The organism is Pseudoalteromonas sp. SG43-3 (assembly GCF_014164385.1).
GTDB lineage: Bacteria > Pseudomonadota > Gammaproteobacteria > Enterobacterales > Alteromonadaceae > Pseudoalteromonas > Pseudoalteromonas distincta.
Window position 1 is genome coordinate 189824 of record NZ_JACJFC010000006.1, and the last position, 17863, is coordinate 207686.

The following is a 17863-nucleotide window of genomic DNA, read 5'->3' on the forward strand; positions in this document are numbered from 1 at the left end:
TTTTGGATTATCTATTTATCAATAACGTTTTTGTTATTTATAGTTTTAAATATACCATTCCTTAATAAAAAATACCTAGGTTTCATAGGATTATGTAATTAGAATTTAGTTAATAGCACCCTTATAAAGGTGCTATTTAAGGTAATTAAAGATTGGCTTTAGCGAATTGTTAAACCGTTATTATCAAACTTTAATACTTTATCATCCGGTGCGCTTAGGTAAATACTGTCGCCATATTTTAACGGACAATCACCATCTGCTTTTACTGTTACGGTCCCTTTGCCTTCAATATTTATATGTAAAAAGCTCTCCGACCCTAAATGTTCAATTACACCGACAGTACCAGCCCACGTTCCTTGCTCAGTAGAGAGTGTTATATGCTCTGGTCGTATACCAATACAACTAACATTCGCATTTTCATTTTGTGGAGCATCTATAAAATTCATTTTTGGAGAGCCAATAAAACCAGCTACAAATTTGTTTACTGGGTTTTTATAAAGCTCTAAAGGTGTGCCTACCTGTTCAATAATACCGGCATTAAATACCGCGATTCTATCTGCCATTGTCATAGCTTCAACCTGATCGTGCGTAACATAAATCATTGTTGTAGCTAAACTTTTATGTAATTCAGATATTTCTAAACGCATATTTACACGTAGTGACGCATCAAGATTTGAAAGTGGTTCGTCAAATAAAAATGCCGAAGGCTGACGAACAATTGCGCGCCCTATCGCTACACGCTGGCGCTGACCGCCCGATAATTGCCCAGGCTTTCGGTCTAAATAATCGGTCAAATTAAGAATTTTAGCGGCGTTAGCAATTTTACTTTCGATTTCTGTAGGGCTAACTTTGGCTCTTTTTAAAGGAAAAGCAATATTGTTACGCACTGTCATATGCGGATATAACGCATAGGATTGAAACACCATTGCTAAGCCTCTTTTTGCAGGCGGTGTTTTTGTAGCGTCAATGCCGTCAATTTCTATATTACCACTGGTGGTATCTTCAAGACCTGCGATCATACGAAGTAATGTAGATTTACCACAGCCTGATGGCCCAACAAATACGATAAACTCACCGTCTTTAATTTCTAAGTCGAGCGGTTTAATTACGTTAACTTCATCAAAGTTTTTAGTGACTTGTTTTAGTGTGATGCTGCCCATGTGTATTCTCCTATTTTACTGCGCCGAAACTTAATCCACGCACTAATTGTTTTTGACTAAACCAACCAAGTATTAAAATTGGCACAATGGCCATGGCAGATGCTGCCGATAACTTAGCGTAAAATAACCCCTCAGGGCTTGAGTAACTGGCAATAAATGCCGTTAACGGTGCAGCATTTGCAGCGGTTAAAATAAGTGTCCAAAACGCTTCGTTCCACGACAAAATAACATTGAGTAATAGCGTTGAGGCTATACCCGGTAAGGCTATTGGCAATAAAACATGGAATATTTCTTCACCAATTGTTGCGCCATCCATACGAGAAGCTTCAAGTATTTCGTTTGGTATTTCTCTAAAGTAGGTGTAAAGCATCCATACCATTATTGGTAAGTTAATGAGTGTCATTACAATCACCAAACCTAATTTTGTATCGAGTAATGCAAAGTCGCGAAACAATAAATAGATAGGAATAAGTACGCCAACTGGTGGTAACATTTTGGTTGAAAGCATCCACATTAATAAGTGCTTTGTTTTTTTAGTTTGCACAAACGCCATAGACCACGCAGCAGGTACCGCAATTAATAACCCCAGTAAACTTGAACCTAGTGATATAACTACAGAGTTCCAAAAATGGGTAAAGTATGGCGAGCGCGACAGTACATCGCGGTAATTTTCGAGCGTCCAATCGAATGCATATAAGCTTGGACTTGCTGAAATTGCTTCAGCTTCCGTTTTAAAGCTAGTGATTAACGTCCATAAAATTGGAAAGAAAATCATGCCGCTTATTGTCCATGCAGCAATGGTATAAATTAGTTTGGAACGACGGCTATCTTTTATAGTCATAATTAACCCTCCAAGTTTTTGCCAATTAAGCGCATTAAAAATATAGCGACAATATTTGCAATTATTACTGCAACTATGCCCCCTGCCGAACCGCCACCTACATCAAATTGAAGTAGTGATTGCGTGTAAATTAAGTACGTTATATTGGTCGACGAATAACCAGGACCACCGCTGGTTGTAACTAATATTTCGGCAAAAATTGACAGTAAAAATATAGTTTCGATTAAAATAACAGCGGTTACAGCGCGCGATAAGTGCGGCAAAACGATGTAAAAAAACTTACTAAATGGCCCAGCTCCGTCTAAATCAGCCGCTTCTAATTGTTCACGGTCTAATGATTGTATTGCTGTTAGCAGTATTAGTGCTGCAAATGGTAACCACTGCCAAGACACAATTATGATGATTGAAAATAGCGGCATTTGAGCAAAAAAGTCGATAGGTTCAAAGCCAAGCCAAATCGCGAAATGTGCAAATAAGCCATTAACTGGGTTCATTAGCATGTTTTTCCATACTAATGCCGACACAGTTGGCATTACAAAAAATGGGGCTAGTACCATAATGCCAACGTAATTTCGTCCCCATATTGCTTGGTCTAGTAAAATAGCTAAGCCAATACCACCACAAATAGTGATAAGTAAAACCCCAGTTACTAGGTAAAGCGTGTTAAAAAATGATTCAAAAAAAGCCGGATCAGTTAGGAAAAATTCATAGTTTAAAAAGCCTACAAACTCTTTATCCCCTGGAACGAGTAAGTTGTAATCAATAAATGAGAAATACAGTGTCATACACAGCGGAACTATCATCCAAGCAAGTAATAAAATTACACTAGGAAGAAGCATAAACCGAGCAAGCGTGCGCGAGTTAGTTGTTGCCATAAAGGTGACCTTAAAAAAGCCAATTCTATTTACTTGTTAACTATCAAGTGAAAATCAGAAACCCTTGATAGTGTTTATAACTAACAAGTAAATAGAATTGACATAAAATATTGGGTAAGTTTGAGTACTTACCCGCCCATTACATGCTATTTAGGATAGCGAGCTTTACGCATTGTTCGCTCAACGAGGTGCTGAGACGTACTAAGCGCTTGCTTAACGGTCATTTGGCCAGTTAATGCTGCTGAAAATTGTTGCCCAACAGCTGTACCAATTCCTTGAAACTCAGGAATAGCAACAAACTGAATACCTACATAAGGCACTGGTTTAACTGTCGGATTTTTAGGATCTGCAGATTGAATAGAATCTAAAGTAATTTGCGCAAACGGTGCTGCGTCCATGTACTTTTGATTACTGTAAAGTGATTTACGTGTACCTGGCGGTACTTTTGCCCAACCTTTTTTATCGGCTACAAGTTGTGTGTATTCTTTAGATGTTGCCCAGCTAATAAATTTCATTGCGGCATCTGGTTTTTTGCTGCTTGCCGGTACGGCTAAAGTCCAAGACCATAACCAGTTACCGCGTTTACCTAGACCATTATCTGGCGCAAGTGCAAACCCTACTTTATCGGCAACTTCTGAATCTTTTTTGTTAGTAACAAATGCGCCTGCAACGGTTGCATCAATCCAAATACCACATTTTCCGGTTTGAAAAAGTGCAAGGTTTTCATTAAAACCGTTTGCAGATGAACCAGCAGGACCAGATTCTTTCATCACATCGACATAATACTGAAGGGTATTTTCCCACTCTGGGGTATTAAACTGAGGTTTCCAATTTTCATCAAACCAACGAGCACCAAACGAATTTGCCATGGATGTAATAAGCGCAACGTTTTCGCCCCAACCTGCTTTACCACGTAGACAAAGGCCATAAACACCTTGTTTTTTATCTGTTATCGCTTTAGCAGCTTTGCGTATAAAGTCCCATGTTGGGGCTTTAGGCATTGTCAGCCCTGCTTTTTCCATTAAGTCAGTGCGGTACATAACCATTGAGCTTTCGCCATAAAATGGCGCAGCATAAAGCTTGTCGTTAATCGTTAAACCGCTTCGAATTGCCGGAATTAAATCGTCTAAATCGTAGTTTTCACCTAAATTATCCAGCTCTTTTAGCCAATTTTGCTTGCCCCAAATTGGTACTTCATAAGTACCTATGGTCATAACATCGTATTGGCCGCCCTTTGTTGCAACATCGGTTGTGACACGTTGGCGAAGAATGTTTTCCTCTAGAGTAACCCATTTTAGATCTATATCCGGGTTTTGGCTGGTAAAGTCACTGCTTAATTCTTTCATGGTGATCATGTCACCATTGTTAACAGTCGCTATTGTGATTGTTTCTTTTGCCGCAGCGCCCATGCTTATAAAGCCACACGCGAGCATAATTAATTTATTTTTCATCGGGTATTCCCCATACACGTTATGTTTTAACAAGTGCTATTAAATTTCAATCTATTACCAATTCTATTTATGGCAGTTTTAACGCATAAAACTGCCCGCAAAGTGCCTTTTTAGGTCCTTTGTTTAAATAGTTAGACTAGTTGGATAATGATTTAAAATTTAACAGATATTTCAGAAGTGAAGCCGTCAAATCCTTTACCGATTTGGCCGCCCGAATTAACACCTTCTTCTTGGTTAACATACTCAACTTTTAAAAGCGTTTTATCGTTAAACCAGTAACCTGCGGCTACTTGAATACGCTCTACTGTGTTGTCTGTTTGTTCAATTAAGTCGGAAGTGTTATCGGCTTCTGCATAACGAGCCGCTACATATAGCTTTTTAGGGATTAGATATTGTTGTGCTTCAAACACGAAGTACTCAACCGATGAGTCGCCTTCTATTACACTGTTTGAATCAAAAGTAGTGCCATTTTCATCAGCTATGCCGTTTGTACCAAAGTAGGTAATACCGGCAACTGCATTACCAGCGGCATCTGCAAATGTGTAATCATCAGACGATTTACCAACCATAAAAATTAAGCTAGTTTCGTCAGATGGTTGATAAGCTAAGTTAAGCTGGATGATTGATTGCTCAAGCCCTGGCATTGCGCCAACGTGAGTGTCACGCTCGTTTGAAGGTGACGCTGAGAAATTATAGTTTTCACCATCGCCAAAGCGATAGTTTGTTGTGGTTACACCATCAAGACTTGCTACGCCATTTTCAAAACGTAACTGGTCGCCTTGATTCGCTTTTAATAAGTTTAAGCCTGCTTTAAAGCCACCTTCAAATTCTAGAGTACCTTGAAGTCGGTAGTTATAACCTCTGTCTTCTTGAAATGCTTCACCGAAACTTGAAGTCGTAATGTGACCTGTAACATTATAAGCACGTACTACACCACTATCGAAAGTTTCGCTGTAACTTAGCTGTGCGCCGTTTTCTGCGGTTGCGTAATCGGTAATACCATTACCAATAAGTGCATTACTTTGGTTATCTGCGCCGTCTTGAAAGCCTTTAAATTGAAATGGTGAGCCACCAATATTACCCAAACGCAGTATTAAATTTGCGTTTTCTTTTGGTGTGCCATATAGACCTAGTAAGTCAAATTCAACACCTGCAAAATCGTTGTGAAATGAAAAGTCACGATCTTCGCCACCAAAGTCATTAGGCTCTTCTGCAATATCTATATCGGCAGTGATGAACTCGTTAATATGAAATTTAAGCATTAGATTAGCTCTAATACGGCCAAATCCTGATTCTTGTTCTTCATCTTCTGGACGAAATGCACCATCTTTAGCCTGAATTGACTGAAAGTTTTGCATTAGTAAAAAGTCTACGTCAACGCGATCTAAATATTCAGAAATATCAGCCTGTGCTGGAGCCGATGTAGCCATAGCTGCCGCTATGAGAGAAATTGCAAATTTAGTCTTTTTATTATTCAACATAATAAGCTCTTTATTTAGTGTGGTGTGTGATGCCAACTTTATTAAATTGCATTTTCATTTAATGAAATTGGTATTAATTCAGTGTGTATAGATGAGGCTGACTGAGCAAAACATTAAGTGGTTAATGAAACTGCACTTGTGAGCATAAGCCCATCTGCTGAGCATAATCACAGAATGAATTTAGAAGGTCAACGATTTTTTATTACAAAACGTTTACAAAAAATCTAATTCATATGTAAATATTTTTGAATCAATAAGTTAAGTAGCAAATTTGTTACATCAAATTTTGATGGAATGTTGTATTGGATTAAGGAATTTCTTATGAATACGTCATTATTGTTCATTACAATTAATGAAAATATAAGTTAGTAGAAGATATGAGAGCAGATAATCCTTTAAAAATACGTTGTTGGGCAAACCTATAAACAGTTTATTTATTGGTGTTTTTTAAGTAACGTTCTTGAGCTTATGATGGGGTTAGCTTAGTATTAAAGCACTTAGATGTATTCAAAATAGAAGTAACCTACATATGGAATTTGTTCGCCCGCTAGAGCCCATCCTCATTATTGATGACGTTAAGGAAATTCGTGATTATCTAAACCAAATTTTAACTGACTTAGGGTTTGAAGATATATTAGAAAGTGCTGATTTTAGCTCTGCCAAACCTATTATGGACAATAAACCGCCAGGCGTTATATTTGTAGATGTAGATTTACCAGACTCTAACGGTGCAGAGATATTGGAATACATTAATAGTGCTTACCCGCACACTCATGTTGTTATGTGTTCGGGCCACAATAGTCTCGAAAACGTACAAAACACGTGGGAAATGGGCGCTAAAGGTTTTATTGCAAAACCTTTTAATACAAAAAAAGTAGACACTGTAATGAAGCGTCTTGAAATAATAGAATAATAATAAGGTTAGCATGCATAGTACTGTTACTGCGATTATAGACGATCTTTCGAGTGTTATATTTGGTAAACAACAACAAATAAAACTGGCACTTACATGCTTATTTAGCGAAGGGCATTTACTCATTGAAGATTTGCCTGGCATGGGAAAAACCACTCTTTCTCATGCATTGTCAGCTGTGTTAGGCTTATCGTATCAGCGTATACAATTTACCAGTGATCTTCTCCCTGCTGATATTTTGGGTACTAACGTGTTTAATTCTACTGAGCACAGTTTTACATTTCATAAAGGCCCTATTTTTAGCCAAGTTGTTTTAGCTGATGAAATAAACCGCGCAGGGCCCAAAACACAAAGTGCGTTGCTTGAAGCAATGGAAGAGCAACAAGTGACAGTTGATGGAAAAAAATATACGCTGCCAAATCCATTTTTTGTGATAGCAACACAAAACCCGCTTTATCAATCAGGTACCTACCCGTTACCTGAGTCGCAATTAGACAGATTTTTAATGCGCATTAGCTTAGGTTTTCCACCTAAAGAAGCCGAAAAACGCTTAATTTTGAATATGCAAAAACGAGATTACAGCCAATTACCTAAGCGTATTAACCAACAAGAGTTAGCGGCAATTCAATCCCAGATAAGCCAAATTACTTTAAGTAGCCCGGTTATTGACTACATTATAGAGCTTGTTAATTACACACGCACAAGCAACGCTTTTGCATCATCGTTATCACCTCGTGCTAGTATGGCTCTGGCTAAAGCGGCTAGGTCGTGGGCCTTTATTGATGGTCGTGATTTTGTAATGCCAGAAGATGTTCAAGCCGTATTTGCAAGTGTGTGTCAGCATCGATTAGGTTTGCATAATGAGTCAGGTGAAGCGCAAGTAAACGATATTTTAAAAAACGTATTAGTTCCGGTATAAACTTTTATGCCAAAAAAAACAGCTAAGCGCCCTTCTTTATTTAAATCATTTAAGCAAAGTGTATTTAATAAGTTATTAAAAAATAAACATTTAAAAAACTCAATTACACTTGAACACAGAACAATTTATGTATTGCCATCATCCCTTGGTTGGTATTTTATAGTTGTAGCTATTTTAAACTTTGTGATGGGCATTAATTATCAAAATAATTTAATTTTAATAATGTCTTATCTTATGTTTGTGGTAATGATTATTGCTGTATTAATGGGCTACAGTAACGCTAAAGGCTTAACAGTTAAATTTAAAGATGCATTTAATAGCTACGCTCCTCAAAAACCGAGTATTATCTTTGAATTACAAAGCCCTTCAGTAACCCAATCTATTAATTTAACATATCAAGGGAGTGAGCAAACTCACAAATATACCGGCCAAGTTGATAGTAAACCTCAGTTACTTACACTCAACTTACCCTACAGCTCACGCGGTAAGTACTCAGTGCAACGTATTAAAATAGCGAGTAACTATCCCTTTGGTTTGATAACTGTTTGGAGCTACATTCAATTACAAGAAGAAGTATTTGTGTACCCGTCACTTGAACAGGTTCACTGTGATGCGCATGTTTCTATGCTTGATGAGCAAGCCGATAAAGGTATTTCTACACAATTTGGTAGCGAAGAGTTTGAGTCTCTTATCCCACATTTACCTGAGATGGGCTTGCAAAGAGTGTCGTGGAAGCATTACGCAAAAACACAGCAGTTGTTAGTTAAAGAATTTGTAGACTTTAAAACAGCAAATGCACTCTTCGATTTTACGTTAATGAATGGAGATACAGAACAACGGTTAAGCCAGTTATGCTTTTTAGTGTGTGAAGCAACCGAGAAAAACACCCCTTTTATGTTAAAGCTACCGAATAAAACAATAAATACAAATACCGGACAGCATCATAAGCAGCAATGCTTAGAAGTATTATGCTCATTTAATGGTGATGCGTAATGGACATACTTAAAAACGAAAAAGTAATAAATTATTCGCTGTCTTTTATATATGCATGTTTGATTGTATTTTTTGTATCACATTTACCGCTTGTTTTTGTAGGTGTACTTTCACTTATTTGTGCATGGAACTTTTACATAACGCTGAGTAATAAACCAAAGCCAAATGCTTGGCTGGCAAATATACTCGCAGGTATGTCACTGGGTTTAATGCTCTACACAGTAGGCATGTCGGATACGGTTATTTTATTTGTGGCCATGCTGCTACTTGCTAGTTTATTTAAACTGCTACAGGCTAAAACCAAAAAACACTATCATGTAATTACAACGCTTACGTTTTTTTCACTCTCATCGGTGTATTTATTTAACCAAAGCATTTTAACAACTTTAACTGTAAGTGGTTTATACATATTAAACTTTGCAGTACTTGGCTTACTCGAGTCCAAACATAATTTAAAAATAGCCTCTAAACAAAGCGGTAAACTGCTACTTTTAGCGCTTCCTTTAGCTATATTTTTACTGCTTTTTTTGCCAAAAATGCCCGCCTTTTGGCAGCTTCCTGGGCCTAAGCTTGCTAAAACAGGGCTTTCTGAACAAGTCGATCCATTCGATATTGCAAAGCTTTCAAACTCAGATGAACTTGTGTTTAGAGCTAAATTTAACGAAGAAAAACCTGTAGCGCCTTATTATTGGCGAGCAATAGTCCATGATGAGTTTAATGGTAATGCGTGGCTTACGTCTGACTTTTTAAAATATAATAATGTAAAAACAAATACGCAGAGCGAAAATGATGAGCAACTTATTGCAAGCTACTCAGTTATTACAGAGCCTGCGACACAAAAATGGCTCTATGGTTTAGCGTATTCCAGTAGTAACTCACCAAATGTTGAAGGTAATTCGCTAGGTTTATTGCGTAAAAAAAGTCGCCAAGCTAAAAGCTTACAATACGATGTAAATAGCTTTAACTTCACAGCTTTACCGCTTGGCGAATTTGAAGAAAAACGCTACAAATACCTCGCTTATAAAAAGAATATAAAAACATCATTACTTGCTAAAAACTTAAAGCAAAATACACACTCTGATCGCGATTTTTATAACCGCTTATTACAATACTTTGCAGGTACGGGATTTACTTACACATTAACACCCACGCCTATGAGCGGCGATAACACCATAGATCAATTTATATTTGATAATCAACGTGGCTTTTGTGGCCACTATGCCAGTGCCGCTGCGTACATTTTTAGAACCGCAGGTATACCCGCTCGACTAGTAAGTGGCTATTTAGGTGGCGAATTAAATCAAGATAATAATACGCTCACTGTTCGCCAATACGACGCACACGCATGGGTAGAAGTATATTTACAAAACGAGGGTTGGGTTATTTTTGATGCAACCGCCGTTGTTGCACCAGAGCGTTTAAATGGCTCACTTTCGCAAAACAAAGAGCTGAATGACGAATTTAAAAGTAACCTTGATTTTGGTTTAGTGAGTTTAAGTAATTTCCCCGCTATTAATTGGTTAAGGTTGGAACTTGAAAACCTCGATTATCAATGGTCTAGCTGGGTACTTGGTTTTGACGAAGAAAAACAAAATGATTTTTTAAAATCAATTTTTGGTAGTAAAAATATTTGGCTTGTACCATTAATGGTTTTACTAACAGCTGGTTTTTGTTTTATAGGTTATTTTATTTATTTAAACTTGCCGAAACGCCCGTCTAAATTAGCGCCTATGGTTAAAGAGTTTTATGAAGTAAAAGCATGGGCTAAAAAACAAAAAATAAATACACCCGATAATTTAACACCGAGTCAGCAGTTAGACTTTTTTGCTGATCAACTTCCTCGTTCTGCACAATCTATAAACACTTTTAGGCAGTTATTTAACCAAGTACGCTATGGTAAAAAACCTTTTACGAAAGAGCGTAAAACTCAGGCTAAAGATCTGATAAAATTAATTAAAATTTCCAAATAGAGAATACTATGAATGCTGTTGTTATAGGCGTTATTTTAATGCTCGGGCTATCTCTGGCTCGCGTTAACGTCATTGTTGCCATGATCATAAGCGCGTTAGTTGCAGGTCTTACTGCAGGCTTGGGCATAAAAGAAAGTGTTGATGCGTTTAATTCTGGCCTTTCAGCTGGAGCTGAAATTGCACTAAGTTATGCTATGCTCGGCGCGTTTGCCGTTGCTATTTCTAAGTCGGGTTTAACACGCATTCTCGCTGATAAGCTACTTGCTAAAGTAAATGCAAAAGGCAGCGGTAATGAAACATTTTTAAGTTACTTCATTTTATTAATTATTTTAGGTTGTGCAATTTCTTCGCAAAACTTAGTCCCTGTACACATAGCGTTTATTCCTATTTTGATCCCGCCGTTACTTGTTGTTTTTAATCAGTTAAGATTAGACAGGCGTGCTATAGCGTGTATTTTAACATTTGGATTAGCAACGTCTTACATGGTGCTTCCTTATGGTTTTGGGGGTATTTACTTATATTCGATTTTGCACAAAAACCTAGTTGATAACGGCCTAGACATTGTAAATACCCAAGTCCCTGTGGCGATGATAATTCCTGCATTAGGTATGTTTATTGGATTGCTTATTGCGGTATTTATTACTTACAAAAAACGCCGCGAATACACCGAGCTCCCATTAACAACTGTGAGTAAATCTGCTGAGGTAGAAAACCCTAAAAAAGTAATGATTGTGGGGCTTTTTGCAGTACTTGCCTCACTTGTTGCACAAAACCTAAGTGGCTCAATGATTTTAGGTGGCTTAGTAGGTGTAATGATATTTAGTGTTTTTGGTGTAGTTAAGTGGGAAGAAAACGGCGACGTATTTAGTAAAGGCGTTGCGATGATGGCCATGATTGGCTTTATTATGATATCGGCACAAGGTTTTGCATCGGTTATGCAAGCCACTGGCGATGTAGCAAGCTTAATACACAGCGCAGCCGCCCTTTTTGATGGTAATAAACCTTTGGCCGCCGGTGTTATTTTGTTAGTCGGGTTATTAATTACAATGGGAATTGGCAGTTCGTTTTCAACAGTGCCTATTATTGCAACTTTGTTTGTTCCTTTATGTTTAGACCTTGGCTTTTCTGTTATGGCTACCGCTGCGCTTGTTGGTACTGCGGGCGCTTTAGGTGATGCAGGCTCTCCTGCTTCAGACTCAACGCTTGGCCCAACATCGGGTTTAAATGCCGATGGCCAGCACGACCACATTAGAGACTCTGTTATTCCAACGTTTATTCACTTTAACATACCGCTGCTGATATTTGGCTGGATTGCAGCAATGGTACTTTAAAAAGTATTTATGTAAGTATTAATAAATGTAATTAAAAGCTAAATATAACCAAAAAGGTATGTTAAAAGCATACCTTTTTAGTATCCAAATCCAACAACTCTCACCCCTATCAATTCCCTTCAGTTTGATTACTTTTTTAGTTAATACTCACTCTGTTGTTGAGGTTATACTTTATGAATATTTAGTATGATGTGTTCTTTTAATGGGGTTATATAAGCACCAATTAAGGTGCTTATATAAATTTGCTTTAGCGCATATTCAAAGCTTTAAGTTAATCAAAACCATAAATCATTTTGTCGCATACTACCGGAGTCGGTCTGTGGTTATCATCAACTGCAACAAAGGTAAAGCTGCCACTAATGGCTGAATGCTTATCGTCTTTGTGCATAGTTTCTAATAATATATCTACGTCAACTTTTAAGCTGGTGTTACCTACATGCACTACTTTAGCTATTAACTCTGCAAAAGTACCTGCTGGTATGGCTTCTTTAAAGTCGACTCTATCAGAAGATATAGTTACCAAAGGCTTTCGACAAAAACGAGTCGCTGCTATAAATGCCACTTCATCCATCCACGCCAGTGCATCACCACCAAATAAAGTATTGTGATGATTAGTACGCCCTGGAAACACGGTTTTAGTTACCGATGTGGTTGAGTCTTCAATACGCTGAGCAATTATTGCATCGCGATTTACGTCAGTCATAATCTCTACTTTTTGTTTGCTAATGTATCTTGCATTAGTAATGCAGGATCAAGGCGTTCGCCTTTCCAGTTAAAACGCCAATCTAGGTGAGGACCAGTTACACGTCCAGTTGCACCAATTTCAGCCACTTTGTTACCTTGCTCAATTTTATCACCCACTTTTACATCAAGCTTACTTAAGTGAATGTAAGTTGAGGTAATACCATGGCCATGATCAATAATTAATGTTCCGCCAGAGTAGTATAAATCAGGTTCAGCAAATACCACGGTACCACTAATAGGCGCGTAAACAGGAGAGCCCGTTTTATTCGCGATATCTAAGCCAAAGTGCGGACGACGAGGCTCGCCATTAAAATAGCGCTGACTACCATAAACACCCGATATGCGCCCTTTTGCGGGCTTCAAAACCGGGTCTAAAAAGTACAATAAATCAGAGTCTACTTCTCTGGCTTTTCGCACAGCAACTGCTTCGCGGCTTATACGCGCACTAACTTCTTTTGGCGGAGAGACATATTTTTTAGCTACACCGGTAATTTTATCAATTTTATATTCGCGCTTTGTGATAGCTATTGGCTGTGAATGCGATTTACCATTGTTATCTACCCATTTTAAAGTATGAGTAGTTTCAGCGTCACGACCAAAACCAAATACAAAGTCACCCTTTGGTGAAAGTTTTAAGCTTTTGCCATCTAAGCTTACTGATTTAGCGTTTTCTAGCTTTCCAGTAACTAAACCGCCTTGTGTTAAATGTCCTTTTAACTCAAGCGCCATAGCACTAAAGCTAGCAGAGGCAACAAGCGCTGTTGCTAAAAGTGTTTTAAACATAACTAATCGATCCTTTTCCAACACCTTCATAAGCCGTTACTTTCACTGCTTTTTCTGGGTATTGGGCTTTAATTTGGCCAGCTACATGTTCAGCAATACATTCTACAGTGGTATCTACTGGCAAAATGTCGCAACGAGACTCGCTTATAGCCATTTCAAAATAGCCTTGTGCCGATGTATAAGCAAAACATACATCACCCGCTTTGGCTGTTATGTGTTTTAAATCAGCAGCGTTAATTTGATCTTCACTGGTGGCTAAGTAAATATCTTCCCACTTTTGAGACCATTCTTTTTGCAAGCGCGGCATAGAAATACCATCTAGGCTAATACCAATTTGAGAACGATGCCCATGAATAATACGCTGGCAATTACCGTCATGCTTTTTAAGGCCATGGCTGTAATGATAGTAAAAACTTTGGCTGTGTTCAGGCTTAAGAGACAGCTCAATTTTTTCGATGTTATCTGGTAGCTTCGGTAAAATAGTCGCAATTAAAAATTCGGTAACCGATTCAACAGTTACTTCATCTGCGTTAATCATGCAATAAGCTTGATGAGGAGCGCTCATAGCTAAGTGAATATTTTCACCAAATGTACAGTCGAGTGTTTTATGCTCGTCAAATTCAGATACAGTACCATTAAGCCCTGTAGGAATTGCTAAACGGTGATCAATACACTCATCTATAATGCCTTTAATTTGCTTTTTAACTAAACCAAAGTCTAAAACCATAGACTCTTCGTTAAGTTTACCGTGCAAAGTTAAATCAACAATCCAGCTCTCGCCAACGGCGCCGCGTTTGTTACATAAGTAAGAAAAATCAATCACAGTTAGTGAGTTAACAAAAAGGATCATAAACTTCCTTTAAACTGGTTATAAGACAGCGTTAATTATAATGATTTCTGATTGTAATTGCGCGGTTTTATAGTGCAAAAACCAATCGCGTTGATTGATTGATTATTTAATATGCAATATTTTGATTTTTTAACTGCTCCGAGTTGTTTAGCGTACAAGTGTACGCTAAAGTACTTGGCAATTTCTAAGCGAAGATAAGTGTTATGGAACCTAAAAATAGCTATACAAAAGAAGAGTTGATCCTGTGTGGTCAAGGTGAAATGTTTGGTGAAGGTAACTGCCGTTTACCAAGTGACAACATGTTAATGATGGATCGCATTACCTCTATTACTGCTGATGGCGGTATTCATGGGAAAGGCGAAATTGTTGCTGAGCTTGATATTGACCCTAGCCTTTGGTTTTTCGATTGTCATTTTAAAGGCGACCCAGTAATGCCAGGTTGTTTAGGCTTAGATGCTATGTGGCAACTAGTTGGTTTTTACTTAGGTTGGTCTGGTGGCCCTGGTCTTGGCCGTGCGCTAGGTGTGGGTGAAGTTAAATTTACTGGCCAAATTTTACCAACTAATAAAAAAGTAACTTACCGCCTTGTAATGAAACGCGTAATTAAACGTAAATTGTTCATGGGCGTTGCAGATGGCACTGTAGAAGTAGATGGCCGAGTAATTTACGAAGCAAAAGATTTAAAAGTGGGCTTGTTCCAAGACACTAGCGCGTTTTAATTTTTAAATGCGTACAAAAAGGCCTCCAACGTGGAGGCCTTTTTGCTTAAATTCTATTATTGATTTTAGGTTTTGTACATGTTGCGGTTTTCAATCGCTTCACGCCAACCTCCTAACCACTCTGATTTGGGATCTACTTGTTGATAAGGGCATAGCTCTTTTGAGCGACCTGCTAAACCTGCTTTAAAACCTTGAGAATGAGCTCTTTCTAAACGATCTCTTTTCTGTCTCTTCATCGGTAATATCCTCACCTTTTTATTTGTATATTGTGTAGCATTAGTGAAATCTACATTTAATGAATAGTTAATAAAAATGTAAAATTCAAATCGTAAAAGCAATTAAATTGTTTGACTTTAACTAAGCTGCTGATGCAAAAATGAATTAACATTTAAAAAAGTAAGTGGTCATACAACATTTAATTTGACCGGTTTTATGCTAAATAAAATGCGACTCAATAATCGCTAAAAAGCACTTATGTGCTTTATTTGTGACCGACTAATATTGACTAAGTTCCAAACAAAAATGTAATCGTGACACTTTTATTTCATTAATCTTAAATTAGTAGCCCGCCCCTAACTTGAAGTATTTTTAAACAATTTAAATTTATGCTTGATTATTTAAAGTCGATCGGTCTAATATATGTACATGGACAAAAATACATCAACACCAATACGCCGTGGTCGCCCACCTAAAATAGCCAGAGAGAACGCCGATACCAAAGCGTTACTTATTCGCACGGGCCTAGAAACCTTAACTGAATTTGGCTTTAGCGCCACGGGGCTCGATACTATTTTAAAAAAAGCGGCTGTACCTAAAGGCTCCTTTTATCATTACTTTAAAAGTAAAGAAGCCTACGGCATTGCCCTCGTTGATGCATACGACAGTTACTTTATTGCAAAGCTTACCCATTACCTACAGCAAGAAGATATTCCCCCACTTGAGCGAATCGTTAATTTTACCCAAAGCGCAATTAAAGGAATGAAAAAATACGATTACAAACGTGGCTGTTTAGTCGGTAACTTAAATCAAGAGCTTAACCATTTAAGTGATGAGTTTAAAACCAGATTAATGCAAAGCTACACCGCTTGGCAAAACCATGTAGAGGTTTGCTTAAACCAAGCTAAGCAACAAGGCACTATTGCAAGTCATGTAAATACAAAATTGATGAGTGAGTACTTTTGGATTGGCTGGGAAGGTGCGGTTATGCGCGCCAAGCTCACAAAATCAAATACCCCACTTACTTTATATACAGAAATGTTTTTACGCGCATTACTAACCTAATGCGTTTTTATTTACCAATTAAAAGACGATCGGTCTAAAAGGATATCCTATGAATAACCCAATTAAAGCCATTGTTATTAATAAAGAAGATAATAACTACAGCGCCTCATTATCGACTATCGAAAGCAGTGATTTACCAAACGAAAACGTTTCTATCGACGTGCTATACAGCACACTTAACTATAAAGATGGTTTAGCAATTACGGGTAAAGGCCCTGTTGTACGCAGTTTTCCTATGGTGCCAGGTATCGATTTAGTGGGTACGGTTACAAATTCCACCAGCGATGAATTTAAAAATGGCGATACCGTAATATTAAATGGCTTTGGTGTAGGCGAAAAACATTGGGGCGGGCTTGCTCAAAAAGCGGCACTTAATAGCGATTGGCTAATCCCCTTGCCTGCAGGTATTTCTCCAAAACAAGCGATGCAAATAGGTACAGCCGGTTATACCGCTATGCTAAGTGTTATAGCTCTGGAAAAACAAGGAATAAACCCTGAATCTGGCGAAATACTTGTAACAGGTGCCAATGGTGGCGTAGGCAGCTTTGCTATTTATTTATTAAACCAGCTTGGCTACAACGTAACAGCAGCTACGGGTCGATTAGATCAAAGTGAATATTTAAAAGAGTTAGGTGCTAAACAGGTAATTGACAGAAACGAGCTTTCAAATCCTGGTAAGCCTTTGCAAAAAGAGCGCTTTGCAGCGGCAATAGATTCAGTAGGTAGCCATACACTTGCTAATATTTGTGCATCATTAAAGTATGGGGGTGTAGTAACCGCCTGCGGACTTGCCCAAGGCATGGATTTACCTGCCTCAGTTGCCCCATTTATATTACGTGGTGTGTCACTAATAGGCATTGATAGCGTAATGCGCCCTAAATCCGACAGAATTGAAGCGTGGGATCGTTTAGCAAAATTAGTAAACGCTGATTACTTACATAAAATTTCGACAGAAATATCACTAGAACACGTAATTGATAACGCAGAGCTACTTATGCAAGGCAAAATTCGCGGTCGTGTTGTAGTTAATTGTCAAAGTTAAGCTATTTACTCTGTTAAAGCCTCGTTATTAAATTTATAATGCAATTTGTATTTTAATAACGAGGCAACACCTATGAGCAACCAAGAACTTTTCAGTAATAATCCACTGCAAGGCGTTAAATTAGAACAAGTGGTTGAAGAGCTGGTTGAACAATACGGGTGGGAGCTCCTACACGCTTATTTACAACTTAACTGCTTTAAAAACAATCCTGATATAAAGTCAGCGGTTAAATTTTTACGTAAAACACAATGGGCACAAGAAAAAGTAGATAACTTTTACCTTTATCGCCTAAAAAACTTACCTAGACCTGATGATGTGCAATACGAATTACCGCCACGTGATCGCGTGATCCCAGCTGATCATAAACCTGGTGAGCCATGTGAGTTAAGTTTTAGTGATGCAAAACGTATTATGGAAAAAAAAGCATCAAAGCAACGTGCTCGTGATCGCAAACAACGCTCTAATTCTAGTAACCCTTGGGGTAACTAAACACGCTGATTTAATTTTGTA

The 17863-nt window shown here is 37.9% G+C and carries 18 protein-coding genes; 9 read left to right on the forward strand and 9 right to left on the reverse strand.

Annotation, left to right across the window (positions count from 1 at the left end):
* Positions 1-158 precede the first annotated feature (158 nt).
* From H5157_RS07600 to H5157_RS07620, 5 genes are all read right to left on the reverse strand, one after another.
* Positions 159-1160, reverse strand: a complete 1002-nt coding sequence (locus H5157_RS07600) for an ABC transporter ATP-binding protein (protein WP_182693430.1) — start codon at positions 1158-1160, stop codon at positions 159-161.
* Positions 1161-1170: 10 nt separating this feature from the next.
* Positions 1171-2001, reverse strand: coding sequence for a carbohydrate ABC transporter permease (locus H5157_RS07605; RefSeq protein WP_024589367.1), 831 nt, complete (start codon positions 1999-2001; stop codon positions 1171-1173).
* Between the two features lie 2 nt (positions 2002-2003).
* Positions 2004-2876, reverse strand: a complete 873-nt coding sequence (locus H5157_RS07610; RefSeq protein ID WP_182724470.1) for a carbohydrate ABC transporter permease — start codon at positions 2874-2876, stop codon at positions 2004-2006.
* 146 nt (positions 2877-3022) lie between these two features.
* On the reverse strand, positions 3023-4327 hold the full coding sequence (locus H5157_RS07615) for a sugar ABC transporter substrate-binding protein (RefSeq protein WP_182724471.1): 1305 nt from the start codon (positions 4325-4327) through the stop codon (positions 3023-3025).
* 152 nt (positions 4328-4479) lie between these two features.
* Positions 4480-5808: a hypothetical protein gene (locus H5157_RS07620; protein WP_182724472.1), complete on the reverse strand. Its 1329-nt coding sequence runs from the start codon at positions 5806-5808 to the stop codon at positions 4480-4482.
* A 529-nt stretch (positions 5809-6337) separates the two neighbouring features.
* On the opposite strand from H5157_RS07620, the gene H5157_RS07625 reads away from it, so the two are divergent.
* The 5 genes from H5157_RS07625 to H5157_RS07645 are packed head-to-tail and all read left to right on the forward strand — an operon-like array spanning position 6338 to position 11934.
* Complete coding sequence (locus tag H5157_RS07625) at positions 6338-6721, forward strand: response regulator (RefSeq protein ID WP_002960883.1); 384 nt, start codon at positions 6338-6340, stop codon at positions 6719-6721.
* A 13-nt stretch (positions 6722-6734) separates the two neighbouring features.
* Positions 6735-7640: a MoxR family ATPase gene (locus tag H5157_RS07630; RefSeq protein ID WP_182715475.1), complete on the forward strand. Its 906-nt coding sequence runs from the start codon at positions 6735-6737 to the stop codon at positions 7638-7640.
* Positions 7641-7646: 6 nt separating this feature from the next.
* Positions 7647-8633, forward strand: coding sequence for a DUF58 domain-containing protein (locus tag H5157_RS07635; RefSeq protein ID WP_182724473.1), 987 nt, complete (start codon positions 7647-7649; stop codon positions 8631-8633).
* A complete protein-coding gene (locus tag H5157_RS07640; RefSeq protein ID WP_182724474.1) occupies positions 8633-10603 on the forward strand; it encodes a DUF3488 and transglutaminase-like domain-containing protein in 1971 nt (656 codons plus the stop codon). The genes H5157_RS07635 and H5157_RS07640 overlap by 1 nt, the downstream gene beginning before the upstream one ends.
* 8 nt (positions 10604-10611) lie before the next feature.
* Positions 10612-11934 carry a Na+/H+ antiporter family protein gene (locus H5157_RS07645; RefSeq protein WP_182724475.1) on the forward strand — a complete coding sequence of 441 codons (1323 nt, stop codon included), beginning with the start codon at positions 10612-10614 and terminating at the stop codon, positions 11932-11934.
* 271 nt (positions 11935-12205) lie between these two features.
* Here H5157_RS07645 and H5157_RS07650 read toward each other — a convergent pair whose 3' ends face one another.
* The 3 genes from H5157_RS07650 to H5157_RS07660 are packed head-to-tail and all read right to left on the reverse strand — an operon-like array spanning position 12206 to position 14311.
* Positions 12206-12637, reverse strand: a complete 432-nt coding sequence (locus H5157_RS07650; RefSeq protein WP_002960891.1) for an acyl-CoA thioesterase — start codon at positions 12635-12637, stop codon at positions 12206-12208.
* Positions 12638-12642: 5 nt separating this feature from the next.
* Complete coding sequence (locus tag H5157_RS07655; protein ID WP_182724476.1) at positions 12643-13461, reverse strand: M23 family metallopeptidase; 819 nt, start codon at positions 13459-13461, stop codon at positions 12643-12645.
* Positions 13454-14311 carry a 6-carboxytetrahydropterin synthase gene (locus H5157_RS07660; RefSeq protein WP_182724477.1) on the reverse strand — a complete coding sequence of 286 codons (858 nt, stop codon included), beginning with the start codon at positions 14309-14311 and terminating at the stop codon, positions 13454-13456. Before H5157_RS07660 ends, H5157_RS07655 begins: the two co-directional genes overlap by 8 nt.
* A 203-nt stretch (positions 14312-14514) precedes the next feature.
* On the opposite strand from H5157_RS07660, the gene fabA reads away from it, so the two are divergent.
* Positions 14515-15030, forward strand: a complete 516-nt coding sequence (fabA, locus tag H5157_RS07665) for a bifunctional 3-hydroxydecanoyl-ACP dehydratase/trans-2-decenoyl-ACP isomerase (protein WP_002960896.1) — start codon at positions 14515-14517, stop codon at positions 15028-15030.
* Positions 15031-15095: 65 nt separating this feature from the next.
* Here fabA and rmf read toward each other — a convergent pair whose 3' ends face one another.
* The gene (gene rmf / locus H5157_RS07670) at positions 15096-15266 is read right to left on the reverse strand and encodes a ribosome modulation factor (RefSeq protein ID WP_002960897.1); all 171 of its coding nucleotides are present in this window, start codon (positions 15264-15266) and stop codon (positions 15096-15098) included.
* A 409-nt stretch (positions 15267-15675) separates the two neighbouring features.
* On the opposite strand from rmf, the gene H5157_RS07675 reads away from it, so the two are divergent.
* From H5157_RS07675 to H5157_RS07685, 3 genes are all read left to right on the forward strand, one after another.
* A complete protein-coding gene (locus tag H5157_RS07675; protein ID WP_182724478.1) occupies positions 15676-16311 on the forward strand; it encodes a TetR/AcrR family transcriptional regulator in 636 nt (211 codons plus the stop codon).
* 49 nt (positions 16312-16360) lie between these two features.
* Entirely contained in the window at positions 16361-17353 is a 993-nt protein-coding gene (locus tag H5157_RS07680) for an MDR family oxidoreductase (protein ID WP_182724479.1), read from the forward strand.
* Between the two features lie 72 nt (positions 17354-17425).
* The gene (locus tag H5157_RS07685; RefSeq protein ID WP_002960902.1) at positions 17426-17842 is read left to right on the forward strand and encodes a VF530 family DNA-binding protein; all 417 of its coding nucleotides are present in this window, start codon (positions 17426-17428) and stop codon (positions 17840-17842) included.
* Positions 17843-17863 lie beyond the last annotated feature (21 nt).

What these genes read in the sequence shown, in the direction of transcription:
- H5157_RS07600 (WP_182693430.1), bottom strand. Translation starts at nt 1,160, where the DNA reads ATGGGCAGCATCACACTAAAACAAGTCACTAAAAACTTTGATGAAGTT.
- H5157_RS07605 (WP_024589367.1), bottom strand. Translation starts at nt 2,001, where the DNA reads ATGACTATAAAAGATAGCCGTCGTTCCAAACTAATTTATACCATTGCT.
- H5157_RS07610 (WP_182724470.1), bottom strand. Translation starts at nt 2,876, where the DNA reads ATGGCAACAACTAACTCGCGCACGCTTGCTCGGTTTATGCTTCTTCCT.
- H5157_RS07615 (WP_182724471.1), bottom strand. Translation starts at nt 4,327, where the DNA reads ATGAAAAATAAATTAATTATGCTCGCGTGTGGCTTTATAAGCATGGGC.
- H5157_RS07620 (WP_182724472.1), bottom strand. Translation starts at nt 5,808, where the DNA reads ATGTTGAATAATAAAAAGACTAAATTTGCAATTTCTCTCATAGCGGCA.
- H5157_RS07625 (WP_002960883.1), top strand. Translation starts at nt 6,338, where the DNA reads ATGGAATTTGTTCGCCCGCTAGAGCCCATCCTCATTATTGATGACGTT.
- H5157_RS07630 (WP_182715475.1), top strand. Translation starts at nt 6,735, where the DNA reads ATGCATAGTACTGTTACTGCGATTATAGACGATCTTTCGAGTGTTATA.
- H5157_RS07635 (WP_182724473.1), top strand. Translation starts at nt 7,647, where the DNA reads ATGCCAAAAAAAACAGCTAAGCGCCCTTCTTTATTTAAATCATTTAAG.
- H5157_RS07640 (WP_182724474.1), top strand. Translation starts at nt 8,633, where the DNA reads ATGGACATACTTAAAAACGAAAAAGTAATAAATTATTCGCTGTCTTTT.
- H5157_RS07645 (WP_182724475.1), top strand. Translation starts at nt 10,612, where the DNA reads ATGAATGCTGTTGTTATAGGCGTTATTTTAATGCTCGGGCTATCTCTG.
- H5157_RS07650 (WP_002960891.1), bottom strand. Translation starts at nt 12,637, where the DNA reads ATGACTGACGTAAATCGCGATGCAATAATTGCTCAGCGTATTGAAGAC.
- H5157_RS07655 (WP_182724476.1), bottom strand. Translation starts at nt 13,461, where the DNA reads ATGTTTAAAACACTTTTAGCAACAGCGCTTGTTGCCTCTGCTAGCTTT.
- H5157_RS07660 (WP_182724477.1), bottom strand. Translation starts at nt 14,311, where the DNA reads ATGATCCTTTTTGTTAACTCACTAACTGTGATTGATTTTTCTTACTTA.
- fabA (WP_002960896.1), top strand. Translation starts at nt 14,515, where the DNA reads ATGGAACCTAAAAATAGCTATACAAAAGAAGAGTTGATCCTGTGTGGT.
- rmf (WP_002960897.1), bottom strand. Translation starts at nt 15,266, where the DNA reads ATGAAGAGACAGAAAAGAGATCGTTTAGAAAGAGCTCATTCTCAAGGT.
- H5157_RS07675 (WP_182724478.1), top strand. Translation starts at nt 15,676, where the DNA reads ATGGACAAAAATACATCAACACCAATACGCCGTGGTCGCCCACCTAAA.
- H5157_RS07680 (WP_182724479.1), top strand. Translation starts at nt 16,361, where the DNA reads ATGAATAACCCAATTAAAGCCATTGTTATTAATAAAGAAGATAATAAC.
- H5157_RS07685 (WP_002960902.1), top strand. Translation starts at nt 17,426, where the DNA reads ATGAGCAACCAAGAACTTTTCAGTAATAATCCACTGCAAGGCGTTAAA.